This is a genomic window from Streptomyces bauhiniae (genome assembly GCF_004784475.1).
GTDB lineage: Bacteria > Actinomycetota > Actinomycetes > Streptomycetales > Streptomycetaceae > Streptomyces > Streptomyces seoulensis.
This window is the reverse complement of the sequence record NZ_SRRT01000010.1, coordinates 51,360-70,857: the sequence shown is the minus strand read 5'-3', so window position 1 is coordinate 70,857 and position 19,498 is coordinate 51,360. Positions and strand designations below refer to the sequence as shown.

Below are 19,498 nucleotides of genomic sequence, written 5' to 3'. Positions count from 1 at the left end.
AGGTTAGCGGTCGTTAACCTGAGGGAAATGCGTTAACGCTCATTAACAAGGTGAGGGGTTCGCAGGATGCACGAGGCACCGGAGCTGACGAGCGCGGCAGACCCCGCGTCGACGGCCTGGCAGGCCAATGAACAGGCCCATCTCGCCCTGGGCGAGGAGCTGCGCGCCAAGCTGGCGGCCGCGGCCCTCGGCGGCGGCGAGAAGGCGCGCGCCCGGCACACCGCGCGCGGCAAGCTGCTGCCGAGGGACCGGGTGGACGCCCTGCTCGATCCCGGCTCCCCCTTCCTGGAGCTGGCCCCCCTCGCGGCCGACGGGATGTACGACGGACAGGCCCCGGCGGCGGGGGTGATCGCCGGGATCGGCCGGGTCAGCGGGCGCGAGTGCGTGATCGTCGCCAACGACGCGACCGTCAAGGGCGGCACGTACTACCCGATGACGGTGAAGAAGCACCTGCGCGCCCAGGAGGTGGCCCTCGACAACCGCCTGCCCTGTCTCTACCTGGTGGACTCCGGCGGCGCCTTCCTGCCCATGCAGGACGAGGTCTTCCCCGACCGCGACCACTTCGGCCGCATCTTCTACAACCAGGCCCGCATGTCCGCGGCCGGCATCCCGCAGATCGCCGCCGTCCTCGGCTCCTGCACGGCCGGCGGCGCGTACGTCCCGGCGATGAGCGACGAGGCGGTGATCGTCCGCGACCAGGGCACGATCTTCCTCGGCGGCCCCCCGCTGGTGAAGGCCGCCACCGGCGAGGTCGTCACGGCGGAGGAGCTGGGCGGCGGCGAGGTCCACTCCCGCGTCTCCGGCGTCACCGACCACCTCGCGGAGGACGACGCGCACGCGCTCAGGATCGTGCGGAACATCGTCGCCACCCTCCCCGCCCGCAAGGACGCCCCCTGGGAGGTGACCCAGGCCGTCGAACCCAAGGTCGACCCCTTCGGGCTGTACGGCGCGGTCCCGGTCGACTCCCGCACCCCGTACGACGTGCGCGAGATCATCGCCCGCGTGGTGGACGGCTCGCGCTTCAGCGAGTTCAAGTCCGAGTTCGGCCAGACCCTGGTCACCGGCTTCGCCCGTATCCACGGCCACCCGGTCGGCATCGTCGCCAACAACGGCATCCTGTTCTCCGAGTCCGCCCAGAAGGGCGCGCACTTCATCGAGCTGTGCGACCAGCGCGGCATCCCGCTGGTCTTCCTCCAGAACATCTCCGGCTTCATGGTCGGCAAGGACTACGAGGCGGGCGGCATCGCCAAGCACGGCGCCAAGATGGTCACCGCCGTCGCCTGCACCCGCGTACCGAAGCTGACGGTCGTCGTCGGCGGCTCCTACGGCGCGGGCAACTACTCGATGTGCGGCCGCGCCTACTCCCCCCGCTTCCTGTGGATGTGGCCCGGCGCCAAGATCTCCGTCATGGGCGGCGAACAGGCCGCCTCGGTGCTCGCCACCGTCAAGCGGGACCAGATGGAGGCGCGCGGCGAGGAGTGGCCCGCCGAGGCCGAGGACGCCTTCAAGGCCCCGATCCGCGCTCAGTACGAGAGCCAGGGCAGCGCCTACTACGCCACCGCCCGCCTCTGGGACGACGGTGTGATCGACCCGCTCCAGACCCGTCAGGTGCTCGGACTCGCCCTGACCGCCTGTGCCAACGCGCCGCTGGGAGAGCCCCGGTTCGGCGTCTTCCGGATGTGAGAGGGAGGGGAACTTCCGTGTTCGACACAGTGCTGGTCGCCAACCGGGGCGAGATCGCCGTACGGGTCATCCGTACGCTCCGTGCGCTCGGCGTGCGCTCGGTGGCGGTCTTCTCCGACGCCGACGCCGACGCGCGGCACGTCCGGGAGGCCGACACGGCCGTCCGGATCGGCCCGGCCCCGGCCGGGGAGAGCTATCTGTCGGTGGAGCGGCTGCTGGAGGCGGCAGCCCGCACCGGCGCCCAGGCCGTCCACCCCGGCTACGGCTTCCTCGCCGAGAACGCCGGCTTCGCGCGTGCCTGCGAGGAGGCGGGGCTCGTCTTCATCGGGCCGTCCGCCGACGCCATCGCCCTGATGGGCGACAAGATCCGCGCCAAGGAGACGGTGGCGGCGTACGGGGTACCGGTCGTGCCGGGCTCCAGTGGCAGCGGGCTGACCGACGCCCAACTGGCCGACGCCGCGCGTGAGATCGGCACCCCCGTGCTGCTCAAGCCCGCGGCGGGCGGCGGCGGCAAGGGCATGCGCCTGGTGCGGGACGAGGCCGCGCTGGCCGAGGAGATCGCGGCCGCCCGCCGCGAGGCCCGCGCCTCCTTCGGCGACGACACCCTGCTGGTGGAGCGGTGGATCGACCGCCCCCGGCACATCGAGATCCAGGTCCTCGCCGACGGCCACGGCAACGTGGTCCACCTCGGCGAGCGCGAGTGCTCGCTCCAGCGGCGCCACCAGAAGATCATCGAGGAGGCGCCCAGCGTCCTGCTCGACGAGGCGACCCGCGCCGCGATGGGCGAGGCGGCCGTGCAGGCGGCCCGCTCCTGCGGGTACCGGGGCGCGGGCACGGTGGAGTTCATCGTGCCGGGCAACGATCCGTCCTCGTACTACTTCATGGAGATGAACACCCGCCTCCAGGTCGAGCACCCCGTCACCGAGCTGATCACCGGCCTCGACCTGGTCGAGTGGCAGCTACGGGTCGCGTCCGGCGAGCCGCTGGGCTTCGCGCAGGAGGACGTGACGCTCACCGGGCACGCGGTGGAGGCCCGCATCTGCGCCGAGGACCCGTCCCGCGGCTTCCTCCCCTCGGGCGGAACGGTCCTGCTGCTGGCCGAGCCCCACGGCGACGGAGTCCGCACCGACTCCGGGCTCAGCGAGGGCACCGAGGTCGGCAGCCTGTACGACCCGATGCTGTCCAAGGTGATCGCCTACGGCCCCGACCGCGCGACCGCCCTGCGCAAGCTCCGCGCGGCCCTCGCGGAGACGGTCACCCTGGGCGTCCCGACCAACGCGGGCTTCCTGCGCCGGCTGCTCGCCCACCCCGCGGTGGTGGCGGGCGAACTGGACACCGGGCTGGTGGAGCGGGCGGTGGACGAGCTGATCCCGTCCGAGGTGCCGGAGGAGGTCTACGAGGCGGCGGCCGCCATACGCCTGGAAGAGCTGCGCCCCACAGGCGAGGGCTGGGTGGACCCGTTCTCGGTGCCGGACGGCTGGCGGCTGAGCGGGACGCCGAAGCCGGTGTCGTTCCCGCTGCGTGTCGCGGGACTTGAACCCGTCACTCGGGCCGCCCGCGCCGCCGAGGTCACCGACGACCACGTGACCGTCACCCTGGACGGCGTCCGGCACACCTTCCGCCGCGCCGCCGACTGGCTCGGCCGGGACGGTGACGCCTGGCAGGTGCGGGACCACGACCCCGTCGCCGCCTCGCTGAGCCGCTCCGCGCACGCGGGCGCCGACTCGCTGACCGCGCCCATGCCGGGCACGGTGACGGTGGTGAAGGTGGCCGTGGGCGACGAGGTCGAGGCCGGGCAGAGCCTGCTGGTGGTCGAGGCGATGAAGATGGAGCACGTCGTCTCCACCCCGCACGCCGGCACGGTCGCCGAACTCGACGTGACGCCCGGCAGCACGGTCGCCATGGACCAGGTGCTGGCCGTCATCGCGCCGAAGGAGGAGACGGAATGAGCGCCCTGCCCATGGTCGTCCCCGACCCCGGCCTCCCCACGCGGGTCCGCATCCACGAGGTGGGCGCGCGCGACGGCCTGCAGAACGAGAAGACGGCCGTACCGACGAAGGTGAAGGCGGAGTTCATCCGCCGCCTGCGCGAGGCGGGCCTCACCACCATCGAGGCGACCAGCTTCGTGCACCCCAAGTGGGTGCCCCAACTGGCCGACGCCGAGGAGCTGTTCCCGCAGATCTCCGACGTGGACGCCGAACTCCCGGTGCTGGTCCCCAACCAGCGCGGCCTGGACCGTGCCCTGGCGCTCGGGGCACGCCGCATCGCGGTGTTCGCCAGCGCGACGGAGTCCTTCGCCAAGGCCAACCTCAACCGCACGGTGGACGAGTCGCTGGCCGTCTTCGAGCCGGTGGTACGGCAGGCCAAGGACGCGGGCGCCCATGTCCGCGGCTATGTGTCGATGTGCTTCGGCGACCCCTGGGAGGGCGAGGTACCGCTCCCCCAGGTGGTCCGGGTGTGCGCGGCCCTCAGGGACATGGGCTGCGACGAGCTGAGCCTCGGCGACACCATCGGCGTCGCCACACCGGGCCAGGTCCGCGCCCTGGTCACCCTGCTCAACGAGGCGGGCCTGCCCACGGCCGAGCTGGGCGTCCACTTCCACGACACCTACGGCCAGGCGCTCGCCAACACCTACGCGGCGCTCCAGCACGGCGTCACCACGGTCGACGCATCCGCGGGCGGCCTCGGCGGCTGCCCGTACGCCAAGTCCGCCACCGGCAACCTCGCCACCGAGGACCTGGTCTGGATGCTGCGCGGCCTCGGCATCGAGACCGGCGTCGACCTGGCGGCGCTGACCGCCACCAGCGTCTGGATGGCGGGCCACCTGGGCCGCCCGAGCCCCTCCCGCACCGTCCGCGCCCTCGGCGGCACCACGACCCAGCCCGACAAGGACCAGTGATCAGCATGGACCACCGCCTCAGCCCCGAGCTGGAGGAACTCCGCCGCACGGTGGAGGAGTTCGCGCACGACGTCGTGGCGCCGAAGATCGGCGACTTCTACGAGCGGCACGAGTTCCCGTACGAGATCGTCCGCGAGATGGGCCGGATGGGCCTGTTCGGGCTGCCGTTCCCCGAGGAGTACGGCGGGATGGGCGGCGACTATCTGGCGCTGGGCATCGCGCTGGAGGAGCTGGCCCGGGTGGACTCCTCGGTGGCCATCACCCTGGAGGCGGGCGTCTCGCTGGGCGCCATGCCGATCCACCTGTTCGGCACCGAGGAGCAGAAGGCCGAGTGGCTGCCCCGGCTGTGCTCGGGCGAGATCCTGGGCGCGTTCGGGCTGACCGAGCCGGACGGCGGCTCGGACGCGGGCGCGACCCGTACGACGGCCCGGCTGGACCCGGACACGGACGAATGGGTCATCAACGGCAGCAAGTGCTTCATCACCAACTCCGGCACCGACATCACCGGCCTGGTGACGGTCACCGCGGTCACCGGCCGCAAGCCGGACGGCAGGCCGCTGATCTCCGCGATCATCGTGCCCTCGGGCACGCCGGGCTTCACGGTCGCCGCGCCCTACTCCAAGGTCGGCTGGAACGCCTCGGACACCCGTGAGCTGTCCTTCCAGGACGTCCGGGTCCCGGCCGCCAACCTGCTCGGCGAAGAGGGCCGCGGCTACGCGCAGTTCCTCCGCATCCTGGACGAGGGCCGCATCGCCATCGCCGCGCTGGGCACCGGGCTCGCGCAGGGCTGCGTGGACGAGTCGCTGCGGTACGCCAAGGAGCGGCACGCGTTCGGGCGGGCCATCGGCACCAACCAGGCCATCCAGTTCAAGCTGGCCGACATGGAGATGAAGGCGCACACCGCCCGTCTCGCCTGGCGTGACGCGGCGGCCCGGCTGGTGGCCGGTGAGCCCTTCAAGAAGGAGGCGGCCATCGCCAAGCTGTACTCCTCCACCATCGCCGTGGACAACGCCCGTGACGCCACCCAAGTCCACGGCGGCTACGGCTTCATGAACGAGTACCCGGTGGCCCGCATGTGGCGGGACTCCAAGATCCTGGAAATCGGCGAGGGCACCAGCGAGGTCCAACGCATGCTGATCGCACGGGAGTTGGGCCTGACCGGCTGACCTCGGAGAACGCCCCGACGGGGGCGGACGCCCCAGCCCTGGACAAAGAGCAAGGTTAGGCTAACCTTGCTGCGAATTGGTCAGGCGGTGTCCGCCCCGGTCGAAAGCAGTCATACCCATGTCCCACACCCGTGCCACCCACCTCACTCGCCGCGGCATCCTCGCCGCGGGCGGCGCCCTCGGTCTCGGCGCCGTGCTCGCCGCCTGTGGTGACGACAAGGGGAACAGCGGTGGCTCCGAGGGCGGGGCCAAGCCCGGCAAGTCCGGCGCGTGGAGCTTCAAGGACGACCGCGGCCAGACCGTGAAGCTGGACTCGGTCCCCACGAAGATCGTCGCCTTCACCGGTGTCGCCGCCGCGCTGTACGACTACGGCATCGAGGTCAAGGGCGTCTTCGGCCCGACCAAGACCAAGGACGGCAAGGCCGATGTGCAGGCCGGCGACATGGACGTCAGCAAGCTGACCGTCTTCGGCAATGTCTTCAACCAGTTCAACGTCGAGGAGTACGCGGCCTTCGGCCCGCAGGTCCTCATCACCACCACCTTCGACCCCAAGGGCGTCCTCTGGTACGTGCCCCTGGAGTCCGCCGCGAAGATAGCCAAGCTGGCGCCCAGCGTCGCCGTCTCGGTCTACGACCGCCCGCTCACCGGCCCGCTGCAGCGGATGTGGGAGCTGGCCGAGTCCCTCGGCGCCGACACCAGCTCCGCCAAGATCACCGACGCCAAGAAGCGCTTCGAGGCGGCCGCGGCCCGGCTACGCAAGGCGGCCAAGTCCCGCCCCGAGATCAAGGTGATGGCCGGCTCCGCCGCGCAGGACGCGTTCTACGTCTCCGGCACCAACCTCTCCGCGGACCTCGAGTACTTCAAGTCCCTCGGCGTGAACTTCGTCGAGCCCTCGGAAGCGGCCAAGAAGCCCACCGGCGGCTGGTTCGAGACGCTGAGCTGGGAGAACGTCGACAAGCACCCGGCCGACATCATCATCATGGACGACCGTTCCTCGGCCATCCAGCCCGCCGACATCACCAAGGCCACCTGGAAGAAGCTGCCCGCCGTCAAGGCCGACCAGGTCATCCCCCGCTCCGCCGAGCCGATCCTGTCCTACGACAAGTGCGCCCCGCTGCTGGAGAACCTCGCCAAGGCCATCGAGACGGCCAAGAAGGTCAGCTAGCCCGTAGCAGTCCCTTCCTGACGTTCAGGAGCCCCGCATGACGACGGCCGTAGCCGCCCCGTTCCGTTTCTTCGCCCTCCAGGTGGCCCGGACGAGGCGGCTCGGTCCGTCTCTGCTCCGGGTCACCTTCACGGGCCCCGAGCTGGCCGAGTTCCACTCGCTGGGCCGCGACCAGTCCCTCTCGCTGTTCCTGCCGCATCCCGGCCAGCGCGAGCCCGTCGTCCCCCTGGAGCTGGGCGACGACTGGTGGCACGGCTGGCGTGAACTCCCGGACGACGTACGGGCGGTGATGCGCTCGTACACCCTGCGGGCGCTGCGCCGGGACCCGGACGAGATCGACATCGACTTCGCCCTGCACGGCACCGAGCCCGGCGCCCCGGTCCCGGCCGGCCCCGCCTCCCGCTGGGCCGCCGGTGCGGTCGCGGGCGACCGGGTACTGCTGCTCGGCCCGGCGCTCGCCGACAACCGGGCCGTCCGGTTCCGGGCCCCGGAGGACACCGACCTGGTCGTCATGTGGGGCGACGAGACCGCCGTACCGGCCGCGACCGCCGTGCTGGAGTCGCTGCCGGCGTCCACCCGGGTGCACGCCTGGCTGGAGGTGCCGCATGCCGGGGACATCCAGGACGTGCGCACCGAGGCGGACGCCCGCATCACCTGGCTGGTCCGGCACCAGGGCGCCCCCTCGGCCGTGGAGGCCCTGCGCGAGGCCCAACTGCCCGCGCACACCAGCCCGTACGTCTGGCTCGCCGGTGAGGCCGGGCAGGTACGGGAGCTGCGCCGGCACTTCGTCGGGGAGCGCGGCACCGACCGGCGGCGGGTGACCTTCGTCGGTTACTGGCGGCGCGGGCTGACGGAGGAACAGCTCCGCGCGAGCGCCGCGTAAGCGCGGAACCCCTCGGAGTGACCGTCGTCACGGGAGGGGCGTGATCACGCGTCGCCGACTTAGGTTAGGCTTACCTAAGTTGAAGCCGCGGAACTTCACTCCCCCTCGTGTTTCCCTCGGAGGACCCCCTCATGCGCTCGCACCTGCTCAATGGCCTCACCGCGGAGACGTACCGCCGCTCCGTGACCGAAGGAGTAGAGCGGGTGGCGGCCAAACTCGCCACCGCCGCAAGCCCGTTCACCGGCATCACCGTCGACGACCTCGCTCCCCGCGTCGACTCCGTGGACCTCGACCAGCCGCTCGGCGACACCGCCGCCGCGCTGGACGAGCTGGAGGAGGTCTACCTCCGGGACGCCGTCTACTTCCACCACCCGCGCTACCTCGCCCACCTCAACTGCCCGGTCGTCATACCGGCGGTGGTCGGTGAGGCCGTGCTCTCCGCGGTCAACTCCTCCCTGGACACCTGGGACCAGTCGGCCGGCGGCACGCTCATCGAGCGGAAACTGATCGACTGGACCAACGCCCGCATCGGTTTCGGACCCGCCGCCGACGGCGTGTTCACCTCCGGCGGCAGCCAGTCCAACCTCCAGGCGCTGCTGCTGGCCCGCGAGGAGGCGAAGGCCGAGTCCTACGGTCAACTGCGCATCTTCACCTCCGAGGTCAGCCACTTCAGCGTGAAGAAGTCCGCCAAACTCCTCGGCCTCGGCCCGGACGCGGTCGTCGTCATCCCGGTCGACCACGACAAGCGGATGCACACCGTCGCCCTCGCCCACGAGCTGGAGCGCTGCGCCCAGGACGGACTCGTCCCGATGGCCGTCGTCGCCACCGCGGGCACCACCGACTTCGGCTCCATCGACCCGCTCCCCGAAATCGCGGAACTCTGCGCGCAGTTCGGGACGTGGATGCACGTGGACGCCGCCTACGGCTGCGGACTGCTCACCTCGCTCAAGCACCGGAGGCGCATCGACGGCATCGAGCGCGCCGACTCCGTCACCGTCGACTACCACAAGTCCTTCTTCCAGCCGGTGAGTTCCTCCGCCGTGCTGGTCCGGGACGCGGCCACCCTGCGCCACGCCACCTACTACGCGGAGTACCTCAACCCCCGCCGCATGGTGCAGGAGCGCATCCCCAACCAGGTCGACAAGTCCCTGCAGACCACCCGCCGCTTCGATGCGCTCAAGCTGTGGATGACGCTGCGCGTGATGGGCGCCGACGGCATCGGCGAACTCTTCGACGAGGTCTGCGAACTGGCCCAGGAGGGCTGGCGGTTGCTCGTCGCCGACCCCCGCTACGACGTGGTCGTGGCGCCCTCGCTGTCCACCCTGGTCTTCCGCTACATCCCGGCGACCGTCACCGACCCGGCCGAGATCGACCGCGCCAACCTGTACGCCCGCAAGGCCCTGTTCGCCTCCGGCGACGCCGTGGTCGCGGGCACCAAGGTGGCGGGCCGCCACTACCTGAAGTTCACCCTGCTCAACCCCGAGACCACCGCGGCCGACATCGCCGCCGTCCTCGATCTGATCGCCGGCCACGCCGAGCAGTACCTGGGAGAGTCCCTTGACCGCGCTTCCTGAAGCCAGCCCCGTCCTTGACTTCGTGGGGATCGGCCTCGGCCCCTTCAACCTCGGCCTCGCCTGCCTCACCGAGCCCATCGAGGAACTGAACGGCGTCTTCCTCGACTCCAAGCCCGACTTCGAGTGGCACGCCGGGATGTTCCTGGACGGCGCCCACCTCCAGACACCGTTCATGTCCGACCTGGTCACCCTGGCCGACCCGACCTCGCCGTACTCCTTCCTCAACTACCTGAAGGAGAAAGGCCGGCTGTACTCGTTCTACATCCGGGAGAACTTCTACCCGCTGCGGGTCGAGTACGACGACTACTGCCGCTGGGCCGCCAACAAGCTGACCAGCGTCCGCTTCAGCACGACGGTCACCGAAGTGACGTACGAGGACGGCGTGTACGCGGTGCACACCGACGCCGGTGACACCTACCGCGCCAAGCACCTGGTCCTCGGCACCGGCACCCCGCCGTACATCCCGGAGGCGTGCGAGGGCCTGGGCGGCGACTTCATCCACAACTCCCGCTATCTCGCCAACAAGGCGGAGCTGCAGAAGAAGCGCTCCATCACCCTGGTCGGCAGCGGGCAGTCGGCCGCGGAGATCTACTACGACCTCCTCAGCGAGATCGACGTCCACGGCTACCGGCTCAACTGGGTCACCCGCTCCCCGAGGTTCTTCCCGCTGGAGTACACCAAGCTCACGCTGGAGATGACCTCCCCGGAGTACATCGACTACTTCCACGCACTCCCCGAGGACACCCGTTACCGGATCACCGCCCAGCAGAAGGGCCTGTTCAAGGGCATCGACGGCGAGCTGATCAACGAGATCTTCGACCTGCTCTACCAGAAGAACCTCGGCGGCCCCATCCAGACCCGGCTGCTCACCAACTCCTCCCTGAATAGCGCCACTTACGAGAACGGCACCTACACCCTCTCCCTCCGCCAGGAGGAGCAGGGCAAGGACTACAAGCTCCAGAGCGAGGGCCTGGTGCTGGCCACCGGCTACCAGTACCGCGAGCCGGAGTTCCTCAAGCCGGTCCGCGACCGCCTGCGCTACGACGGCCACGGCAACTTCGACCTGGGCCGCAACTACGCCATCGACGTCACCGGCCGGGGTGTCTTCCTCCAGAACGCCGGCGTCCACACCCACAGCATCACCAGCCCCGACCTGGGCATGGGCGCCTACCGCAACGCCTCCATCATCCGCGAGCTGCTCGGCTCGGAGTACTACCCGGTGGAGAAGACCATCGCTTTCCAGGAGTTCGCCGTATGACCTTCACGATCCGCCCGCTCGACCCCCTGAAGGACGCGAGCCTGGTGCACGGCTGGGTGACCGATCCGAAGGCCGCGTTCTGGATGATGCAGGACGCCAAGCTGGTGGACGTCGAGCGCGCCTACATGGAGATCGCGGCCGACGAGCACCACCACGCCTTCCTCGGTCTGGACGACGGGGTGCCGGTGTTCCTGATGGAGTCCTACGACCCGGCGCACCGCGAGCTGGCCGGGCTGTACGAGGCCCGGCCGGGCGATGTGGGCATGCACTTCCTGGTGGCGCCCACCGACACGCCCGTGCACGGGTTCACCCGGCGGGTCATCACCGCCGTGATGGCGCACCTGTTCGCCGACCCGCGCACCCTGCGGGTCGTGGTGGAGCCCGATGTGCGCAACACCGCCGTGCACGCGCTGAACGAGGCCGTCGGGTTCGTGCCCGAGGGCGAGATAGAGAAGCCGGAGAAGCGCGCCTTGCTGAGTTTCTGCACCCGGGAACGGTTCGAGGCGGCGACGGAGGTGGCGGCATGACCCTCGCCGACTCCGTGGCCCACCTCTCCCCCGAGCGCTGGGAGAAGGCCAACCGCCTGCTGATCCGCAAGGCCCTCGCCGAGTTCGCGCACGAGCGCCTGCTCACCCCCGAGGCCGAGGGTGACGCGTACGTCGTCCGCGGCGACGACAAGCTCACCTCGTACCGCTTCGCCGCCGTCCGCCGGGGCCTGGACCACTGGCAGGTGGACGCCGACTCGATCACCCGGCACCGCGAGGGCGAGGAACTCCCGCTCGCCGCGCTGGACTTCTTCATCGAGCTGCAGGAGACCCTGGGGCTCAGCGAGGAGATCCTGCCGGTGTACCTGGAGGAGGTCTCCTCCACCCTCTCCGGCACCTGCTACAAGCTGACCAAGCCCCGCGTGAGCGCCAAGGAACTGGCCGGCGCCTCGTTCCAGGACATCGAGACCGGGATGACCGAGGGCCACCCCTGCTTCGTGGCCAACAACGGCCGGCTCGGCTTCGGCGTCCACGAGTACCTGGCGTACGCGCCGGAGACCGCGAGCCCGGTGAAACTGGTCTGGCTGGCCGCGCACCGCTCCCGCGCCGCCTTCACCGCCGGCGCGGGCGTCGAGTACGAGGAGTTCTTCCGGCGCGAGCTGGGCGAGGCCACCCTGGAGCGGTTCCGGGGTGTGCTCACCGGCCAGGGGCTCGACGCGGACGACTATCTGCTGATCCCGGTCCACCCCTGGCAGTGGTGGAACAAGCTCAGCGTGACCTTCGCCGCCGAGGTGGCCCGCCGCAACCTGGTGTGCCTGGGCGAGGGCGACGACGAGTACCTGGCCCAGCAGTCCATCCGGACCTTCTTCAACCGGACGCACCCCGAGAAGAACTATGTGAAGACGGCGCTGTCCGTGCTCAACATGGGCTTCATGCGCGGTCTGTCGGCCGCGTACATGGAGGCGACCCCGGCGATCAACGACTGGCTGGCCAAGCTGATCGAGAACGACCCGGTGCTCTCCGCGACCGGCCTCACGATCATCCGCGAGCAGGCCGCCGTCGGCTACCGGCACCTGGAGTACGAGCGGGCCACCGACCGCTACTCCCCCTACCGCAAGATGCTGGCCGCCCTGTGGCGCGAGTCCCCGGTGTCCCGCCTCGCCGAGGGCGAGTCGCTGGCGACGATGGCCTCCCTGCTGCACACCGACCACGACGGCGCCTCGTTCGCGGGCGCGCTGATCGAGCGCTCGGGGCAGACGCCGGCCGACTGGCTGCGCGACTACCTGCGGGCCTACTACGTGCCGCTGCTGCACAGCTTCTACGCCTATGACCTGGTGTTCATGCCGCACGGCGAGAACGTCATCCTGGTGCTGAAGGACGGCGCGGTCCGGCGCGCGGTGTACAAGGACATCGCCGAGGAGATCGCCGTGATGGACCCGGACGCGGCCCTGCCGCCGGAGGTGCAGCGCATCCGGGTGGAGGTCCCGGAGGACAAGAAGCTGCTGTCGATCTTCACCGACGTCTTCGACTGCTTCTTCCGCTTCCTCGCCGCCAACCTGGCCGCGGACGGCGTGCTCACCGAGGACCGGTTCTGGGACACGGTCGCGGAGATCACCCGCGAGTACCAGGAGGCCAACCCGCAGCTCGCGGAGAAGTTCGAGCGGTACGACATGTTCGCGCCGGAGTTCGCCCTGTCCTGCCTGAACCGGCTCCAGCTCCGCAACAACAAGCAGATGGTGGACCTCGCCGACCCGTCCGGCGCGCTCCAGCTCATCGGCACCCTGGAGAACCCGCTCGCCGGGCGTTGAGGGGCCGTACCAAGACCACGGGCACCCCGGAGACGGTCCTCCGGGGTGCCCGTACCCTTTCGCCGCGTCGTCAGCCCGTCGGCCAGGGGACCTCGGGCGAGCGGTAGTAGTTGATGCCGAGGGCGTCCCAGCGCGGGGCCTGCGCGGCCAGCCGCACCCGGTAGGCGTCCCAGTCGTGGGTGGCGGCCGGTGACCAGCCCAGCTCCGCCGCGCCCGGCAGCCGCGGGAACGCCATGTACTCGAGGTCGGCGGACTTCTTCAGCGTCTCCGTCCACAGGGGAGCCTCGACACCCCTGACCGCCGAGGCGGGCGCTCCGTCGAGATAGGCGCCCGGGTCCCAGTCGTAGGACCGCCGTACCTCCACCAGACCCGCCCACTCCAGGCCGAGCGGGGTGTCCTTGGTGTACTTCATGTCGAGGTAGACCCGGTCGGCCGGGGACAGGATCAGTCCGGTGCCGTTCCGCGCGGCCTCGGCGACCTGCGCCTTCTCCGCCGCGCTGGTGCGGTCCAGACCCCAGTACTGGGCGAGGGCGCCCTTGACCGGATGGGCGCCGGTGAGCTGGTGCCACCCGATGGCCGTCTTGCCGTACTTGGCGACGAGCGGCTGCACCCGGTCCATGAACGTCACGTAGTCCTCGTGGCTGGTGGAGTGCGCCTCGTCACCGCCGATGTGCAGATAGCGGCCCGGGGTGAGCGCGGCCAGCTCGCGGATCACGTCGTCCACGAAGTCGTAGGTGACCTGTTTGGGCACGCACAGCGAGCTGAAGCCGACCTGGGTGCCGGTGTAGAGCGGGGGCGCGACGCCGTCGCAGTTCAGCTCGGCGTAGGAGGCGAGGGCGGCGTTGGTGTGGCCGGGCATGTCGATCTCGGGGACGACCTCGAGATAGCGGCCGGCCGCGTACCGGACGATCTCCCGGTAGTCGGCCTTGCTGTAGTGGCCGCCCGCGCCGCCGCCGACCTCGGTGGAGCCGCCGTATGCGGCCAGGCGCGGCCAGGAGTCGATGGCGATGCGCCAGCCCTGGTCGTCGCTGAGGTGCAGATGCAGCTCATTGATCTTGTAGAGGGCCAACTGGTCGATGTAGCGCTTGACCTGGGCGACGGTGAGGAAGTGCCGGGAGACGTCCAGCATGGCGCCCCGGTAGGCGTAGCGCGGGCGGTCCTCGACGGTACCGCCGGCGATCCGCCAGGGGCCGGGCTGGACGGTCTTCTTCTCGACGGTCGCCGGCAGTAGCTGACGCAGGGTCTGTACGCCGTGGAAGAGGCCGGCGGGGGCGGCGGCGGTGATGGTGACGCCACCGGCTCCGCTGTGCAGCCGGTACCCCTCGGCGCCGAAGTCGCCCTTCTGCAGGCGGAGTCGGATGCCTCCGCCGCCGTGGTCGGTGAGCGGCAGCGGATAGCCGGTGGAGGGCCGCAGGATGCCGGTGAGGTAGGCGCCGATCCGGCGGACCTCGGCGGAGCCGTCCACCCGGACGGCGGTCGCGCGGGTGATGCGGTACGGGGTTCCGCCCGGCTCGACCGAGGCGGGTGCCGGGACCACCCGGTCCAGCGCGGGCGGGTCGGCCGCCTGCGCGGCGGGGTTCGCGGCGAAGGTGAAGACACCGGCCGCCGCGACGAGCAGCAGCGATCCGAGGATTCGGGGCGTTCGGGTCCTTCGGGTCGTTCGGGGAGTGGTGCCGTGGTGCCGTGTCACATGCGCTCCCTTCGGATGTGGTCGGGACAACTCTCCCGCAGATCCGCTGAATCGATCCCGCCCGTGCCGGCAACCGTCCGGCGGGACGGCCGAGCCGGATGCCGGCCGGCGGTACGGGTCTACTTGGCCCTGCGGGCCACCGTGAAGTGGTCGATGCGCTCACCGGTCTCGGCGATGCCGGACACGGTCAGCGTGGTGTGCCGGCCCCTCGGCGCGGGCGTGACGTCCACGCGCAGGAACGAGTAGTCGAGGTAGCGCACCCGCGACCAGGCGACGGTCTCGGGCTTCTTGCCGTCCTTGAGGTTGACGAAGGAGGAGACGGACTCCACCTCGTTCTCGTGCCCCTCGTAGGTGTCGGGCGCGGTGAAGGCGTACAGGCTGCGGCCGGCCGCGCCCGCGGTGACGTAGACGACGCCCTCGGTCTCGGGGTAGGCGGTGCCGCCGACGGGGAGCTTCTTGGTGACCGTGTCGCCCTTGATCACGTCGGTGCGCTCGTACTGGTGGTTGTGGCCGTTGATGACCAGGTCCACGGTGTACTTCTCGAACAGCGGCACCCACTCCTGGCGCACCCCGCCCTCGGAGGCGTGCGCGGTGGAGGTGCAGTAGGCGCAGTGGTGGAAGAAGACCACCACGAAATCGACGTCCCGCGCGGCCCGGAACTTCTTGAGCTGCGCCTCCAGCCATGTGGTCTGGGTGCCCCCGGAGATGCCGAGGTTCGCCGGGATCTCGTAGGAGATGTCATTGGCGTCCAGCGAGATGACGGCGGTGTTGCCGTAGACGAAGGAGTAGACGCCGGGGAGGTTGGCCGCGTCGGGGCCGTTGTCCGGGAGGGACCAGCGGGCCTCCTCGCCGCCGTAGCCGTTGGGCGAGTACCAGGCTTCCATGTCGTGGTTGCCGTAGGCGGGCATCCAGGGGATCTGCTTGGCGACGGACTCGGTCTGGTGCAGGAACTGGTCCCAGGTGCGCGAGTCGAAGCCGGTGTCGGTGGTCTTGCCGGCGCCGGCGGGGTCACCGTAGGCGATGTCGCCCGCGTGCAGGTGGAAGGCGGGGTTCTGGCCGAGGATCAGGGCGTTGTTGGCGAGGCCGTGGTAGCCGACGCCCTCGTCACCGAAGGCGGTGAAGGTGAAGGGCGCCTTGTGGGCGGGGGCGGTGGTGAAGGTGCCCAGCGTGCCGAGCAGGTGGGGTTCGGCGGGGTCGAAGCCCTGGTGGCCGACGCCGTAGTAGTAGGTCTGTCCGGGGCGCAGCCGGCTGAGGCGCGCGTGCACGTAGTACTGGGTGTGGTCGCCGCTGGCGCCGACACCGGCCGGGGTGTGCAGGGCGCGCACCTCGGCCTCGATCTTGCGGGAGAGGTCCCAGGGGTGGGCGCCGATGCGGATGAAGGGGCGCTGCACGGCGACCGGCACCTGCCAGGAGACGGTCACCTCGGTGCGCGGGTCGTTGCCCCAGGCCAGGTGGCGGCCGAAGGGGGCGGCCAGCGCGCCGTCCACGTGCTCGGTGCTACGCGGCGCCGGGGCCGCGGGGGTGGCGGCGGCGGCCGGGGTCACGGCGCCGGGTACGAAGGCGCCGCCCGCGACGGTGCCGAGGGTGACGGCACCGCCCCTGATCAGGGTGCGCCGGGAGAATCTGCTCCGCAGGTACTCGTGCCGCTCGGCCATGCTCATCCGCTCGGCCAGCTTCTCGGGTACGCCCATACGAGGAATGTCCATGACCAGCAAAACTCGTGGCCTGGGGCAACGTCGTCCAGGACGGAAAGTGGACACCGGGCGAACAGCGCGCCATGAGCGCACCAACAGTCGCCTGCCCGGAATCGGGCACGATTCTTGCGAAACCGGCGCCCGTACCCGAAGATCTACCGGGTGCACGAGGAACTTGTCGATCATCTGACGCGCTCGACCCCGCTCAGCCGGGGCGAGGCGCTGCGGGTGATACAGGACGTGCTCGCCTTCTTCGACGAGACGACCCAGGACTACGTCCGTCGTCGACACCGAGAACTGCAGGCCCAGGGCCTGCAGAACGCGGCGATCTTCGAACGGATCGATGCGGACCTGAAATACCGCGCGGTGGCGCCGCCCGAGCTCACGCTCCGGCAGTTGCGCCGCATGGTCTACGGCTGAGAAGCCAGGGTGAGGGAGCTACTACATGTGCGGAATTGTCGGATACATCGGTAAGCGGGACGTCGCTCCCCTGCTGCTGGAGGGCCTCCAGCGCCTGGAGTACCGGGGCTACGACTCGGCGGGCATCGTCGTCTCCTCCCCGAAGTCGGCCGCGCTGAAGATGGTCAAGGCCAAGGGCCGGGTCCGTGACCTGGAGGCCAAGGTCCCCGCGCGCTTCAAGGGCACCACCGGCATCGCCCACACCCGCTGGGCCACCCACGGCGCCCCCTCCGACGTGAACGCCCACCCGCACATGTCGGCCGACGACAAGGTCGCCGTCGTCCACAACGGCATCATCGACAACGCCTCCGACCTGCGCCGCAAGCTGGAGGCGGACGGTGTGGAGTTCCTCTCCGACACCGACACCGAGGTCCTGACCCACCTCGTCGCCCGCGCGGGCGCCGAGAAGCTGGAGGACAAGGTCCGCGAGGCGCTCCGCGTGGTCGAGGGCACCTACGGCATCGCCGTGATGCACGCCGACTTCCCCGACCGCATCGTGGTGGCCCGCAACGGCTCCCCGGTCGTCCTCGGCATCGGCGAGAAGGAGATGTTCGTCGCCTCGGACATCGCCGCGCTGGTCACCCACACCCGCCAGATCGTCACCCTGGACGACGGCGAGATGGCCACCCTGAAGGCCGACGACTTCCGTACGTACACCACCGAGGGCACCCGCACCAGCGCCGAGCCCACCACCGTGGAGTGGGAGGCCGCCTCCTACGACATGGGCGGCCACGACACGTACATGCACAAGGAGATCCACGAGCAGGCCGACGCCGTGGACCGCGTGCTGCGCGGCCGCATCGACGACCGCTTCTCCACCGTGCACCTGGGCGGCCTCAACCTGGACGCCCGTGAGGCCCGCCGCATCCGCCGGGTGAAGATCCTCGGCTGCGGCACCTCGTACCACGCGGGCATGATCGGCGCCCAGATGATCGAGGAGCTGGCCCGCATCCCCGCCGACGCCGAGCCGGCGTCCGAGTTCCGCTACCGCAACGCGGTCGTCGACCCCGACACCCTGTACATCGCGGTCTCCCAGTCCGGTGAGACGTACGACGTGCTGGCCGCCGTGCAGGAGCTGAAGCGCAAGGGCGCCCGCGTCCTCGGTGTGGTCAACGTGGTCGGCTCGGCCATCGCCCGCGAGGCCGACGGCGGCATCTATGTGCACGCCGGGCCCGAGGTGTGCGTGGTCTCCACCAAGTGCTTCACCAACACCACGGTCGCCTTCGCGCTGCTCGCGCTGCACCTGGGCCGCACCCGCGACCTGTCGGTGCGCGACGGCAAGCGGATCATCGAGGGCCTGCGCAAGCTGCCCGCCCAGATCTCCGAGATCCTCAAGCAGGAGGAGCTGGTCCGTGAGCTGGCCGAGGAGTACGCGGAGAGCCGCTCGATGCTCTTCATCGGCCGCGTCCGGGGCTACCCGGTGGCCCGCGAGGCGTCCCTGAAGCTCAAGGAGATCACCTACATCCACGCCGAGGCGTACCCGGCCTCCGAGCTGAAGCACGGCCCGCTGGCCCTGATCGAGCCGGCCCTGCCGACGGTCGCCATCGTCCCCGACGACGACCTGCTGGAGAAGAACCGCGCCGCGCTGGAGGAGATCAAGGCCCGCAGCGGCAAGATCCTCGCGGTCGCGCACCAGGAGCAGGAGAAGGCGGACCGGACCATCGTCGTCCCGAAGAACGAGGACGAGCTGGACCCGATCCTCATGGGCATCCCGCTCCAGCTCCTCGCGTACCACGCGGCGAAGGTCCTGGGCCGCGACATCGACAAGCCGCGCAACCTGGCGAAGTCGGTGACGGTGGAGTAGGACGGTGGAGTAGATCTCCCCCGGACACAGAGAAACGGACCCTCGCGCGAGCCTTCGTGGGGGTCCGTTTCTGTGCCGCTGTGCCCGGCCGGTGGCCGTCACCCACCGGCCGGCAGCACGACTCGCCTGCGGCGTCGGCTGTTGTATGCCCGGCAGGGGGGCGGGAACACTTTTACGCGCGAGTAGCTTCACAGAGCGCGAAGTGGGGCGTCCTGAGGGGAAGTTGAGGCTCAGGGGATCACGATGACGGGCCGCCGGGCCCGCTTGGTGAGGCGTCCGGCCACGGAGCCGAAGATCCGCCCCGCGATGCCGTGCGTGGAGCCGACGACGATCGCGTCCGCCTCGTACTCCCGCCCGACCTCCTCCAGTTCATGGCAGATGTCGCCGCCGCGCTCCACCAGAATCCACGGCACCTCGCTCAAGTGGTCGGCGCAGGCCAGTTCCAGGCCGAGCACCTCGGTGCGGTGGTCGGGGACGTCCACGAAGACGGGCGGCTCGCAGCCGGCCCACACCGTGGTCGGCAGCCGGTTGGCCACATGGACGATGATCAGACCCGAGCCGGAGCGGTGGGCCATGCCGACCGCGTAGGCGAGGGCGCGCTCGCTGGAGGTGGAGCCGTCGAAGCCGACGACCACTCCGTGCCGGAAGGCGGGATCGCAGGAAGGGCGTGCCTCTGATGCCGCCAGGGGGTCGGTCGCCGTGGGTTCGGCTACCGGCCGCTTGCGGTCCGCGGGTTCGAAGAATTCGTGACCGGCCATGGCTGTCTCGGCGTCGTGATCCTTGTATGAAGGGGGACATCGTGCGGCGGAGCTGTGTCCGGGAAACGTCTTCCCCTGCCCATACCCCCAAGGGTACGGCAGCAAGCCTCTCCATCGCAGTTCGTGCACACGCTCCGTGAGCGGCCCTCCGGGAGGTCCCGAGGGGTTCCAG

General features: G+C 70.4%; 15 protein-coding genes. 12 read left to right on the top strand and 3 right to left on the bottom strand.

Annotated features, from left to right (window positions below; translation table 11 throughout):
• Positions 1–66 precede the first annotated feature (66 nt).
• The 10 genes from E5083_RS28720 to E5083_RS28675 all read left to right on the top strand — a co-directional run bounded on the left by E5083_RS28720 (position 67) and on the right by E5083_RS28675 (position 12,921).
• Positions 67–1,683, top strand: coding sequence for a carboxyl transferase domain-containing protein (locus E5083_RS28720; RefSeq protein ID WP_135788598.1), 1,617 nt, complete (start codon positions 67–69; stop codon positions 1,681–1,683).
• Positions 1,684–1,700: 17 nt separating this feature from the next.
• Positions 1,701–3,632 carry an acetyl-CoA carboxylase biotin carboxylase subunit gene (locus E5083_RS28715; protein ID WP_135788597.1) on the top strand — a complete coding sequence of 644 codons (1,932 nt, stop codon included), beginning with the start codon at positions 1,701–1,703 and terminating at the stop codon, positions 3,630–3,632.
• A complete protein-coding gene (locus E5083_RS28710) occupies positions 3,629–4,582 on the top strand; it encodes a hydroxymethylglutaryl-CoA lyase (protein ID WP_135788596.1) in 954 nt (317 codons plus the stop codon). Before E5083_RS28715 ends, E5083_RS28710 begins: the two co-directional genes overlap by 4 nt.
• A gap of 5 nt (positions 4,583–4,587) precedes the next feature.
• The gene (locus E5083_RS28705; protein ID WP_031182417.1) at positions 4,588–5,748 is read left to right on the top strand and encodes an acyl-CoA dehydrogenase family protein; all 1,161 of its coding nucleotides are present in this window, start codon (positions 4,588–4,590) and stop codon (positions 5,746–5,748) included.
• Between the two features lie 118 nt (positions 5,749–5,866).
• Complete coding sequence (locus tag E5083_RS28700) at positions 5,867–6,913, top strand: ABC transporter substrate-binding protein (RefSeq protein WP_135788595.1); 1,047 nt, start codon at positions 5,867–5,869, stop codon at positions 6,911–6,913.
• Between the two features lie 37 nt (positions 6,914–6,950).
• Positions 6,951–7,796: a siderophore-interacting protein gene (locus E5083_RS28695; RefSeq protein ID WP_135788594.1), complete on the top strand. Its 846-nt coding sequence runs from the start codon at positions 6,951–6,953 to the stop codon at positions 7,794–7,796.
• A gap of 131 nt (positions 7,797–7,927) precedes the next feature.
• A complete protein-coding gene (gene desA, locus E5083_RS28690; protein ID WP_135788593.1) occupies positions 7,928–9,370 on the top strand; it encodes a lysine decarboxylase DesA in 1,443 nt (480 codons plus the stop codon).
• A complete protein-coding gene (locus tag E5083_RS28685; RefSeq protein WP_135788592.1) occupies positions 9,354–10,628 on the top strand; it encodes a lysine N(6)-hydroxylase/L-ornithine N(5)-oxygenase family protein in 1,275 nt (424 codons plus the stop codon). Before desA ends, E5083_RS28685 begins: the two co-directional genes overlap by 17 nt.
• Positions 10,625–11,155: a GNAT family N-acetyltransferase gene (locus E5083_RS28680; protein WP_135788591.1), complete on the top strand. Its 531-nt coding sequence runs from the start codon at positions 10,625–10,627 to the stop codon at positions 11,153–11,155. Before E5083_RS28685 ends, E5083_RS28680 begins: the two co-directional genes overlap by 4 nt.
• Positions 11,152–12,921: an IucA/IucC family protein gene (locus tag E5083_RS28675; protein ID WP_135788590.1), complete on the top strand. Its 1,770-nt coding sequence runs from the start codon at positions 11,152–11,154 to the stop codon at positions 12,919–12,921. Before E5083_RS28680 ends, E5083_RS28675 begins: the two co-directional genes overlap by 4 nt.
• 70 nt (positions 12,922–12,991) lie before the next feature.
• On the opposite strand, the gene E5083_RS28670 is transcribed toward E5083_RS28675, so the two are convergent.
• Complete coding sequence (locus tag E5083_RS28670) at positions 12,992–14,611, bottom strand: beta-N-acetylhexosaminidase (protein WP_135788589.1); 1,620 nt, start codon at positions 14,609–14,611, stop codon at positions 12,992–12,994.
• Positions 14,612–14,730: 119 nt separating this feature from the next.
• Positions 14,731–16,302 (bottom strand): purple acid phosphatase family protein, encoded by a 1,572-nt coding sequence (locus E5083_RS28665; RefSeq protein WP_208754183.1) that lies wholly within the window; start codon positions 16,300–16,302, stop codon positions 14,731–14,733.
• A gap of 165 nt (positions 16,303–16,467) precedes the next feature.
• Here E5083_RS28665 and E5083_RS28660 point away from each other — a divergent pair, with 165 nt between their 5' ends.
• Together E5083_RS28660 and glmS are read left to right on the top strand one after the other, a co-directional pair.
• Positions 16,468–16,725 (top strand): hypothetical protein, encoded by a 258-nt coding sequence (locus E5083_RS28660; RefSeq protein ID WP_030816599.1) that lies wholly within the window; start codon positions 16,468–16,470, stop codon positions 16,723–16,725.
• A 25-nt stretch (positions 16,726–16,750) separates the two neighbouring features.
• Positions 16,751–18,568, top strand: a complete 1,818-nt coding sequence (gene glmS, locus E5083_RS28655) for a glutamine--fructose-6-phosphate transaminase (isomerizing) (protein WP_135788587.1) — start codon at positions 16,751–16,753, stop codon at positions 18,566–18,568.
• A 230-nt stretch (positions 18,569–18,798) separates the two neighbouring features.
• Here glmS and E5083_RS28650 read toward each other — a convergent pair whose 3' ends face one another.
• A complete protein-coding gene (locus E5083_RS28650; RefSeq protein ID WP_030816597.1) occupies positions 18,799–19,326 on the bottom strand; it encodes a universal stress protein in 528 nt (175 codons plus the stop codon).
• Between the last annotated feature and the right edge of the window lie 172 nt (positions 19,327–19,498).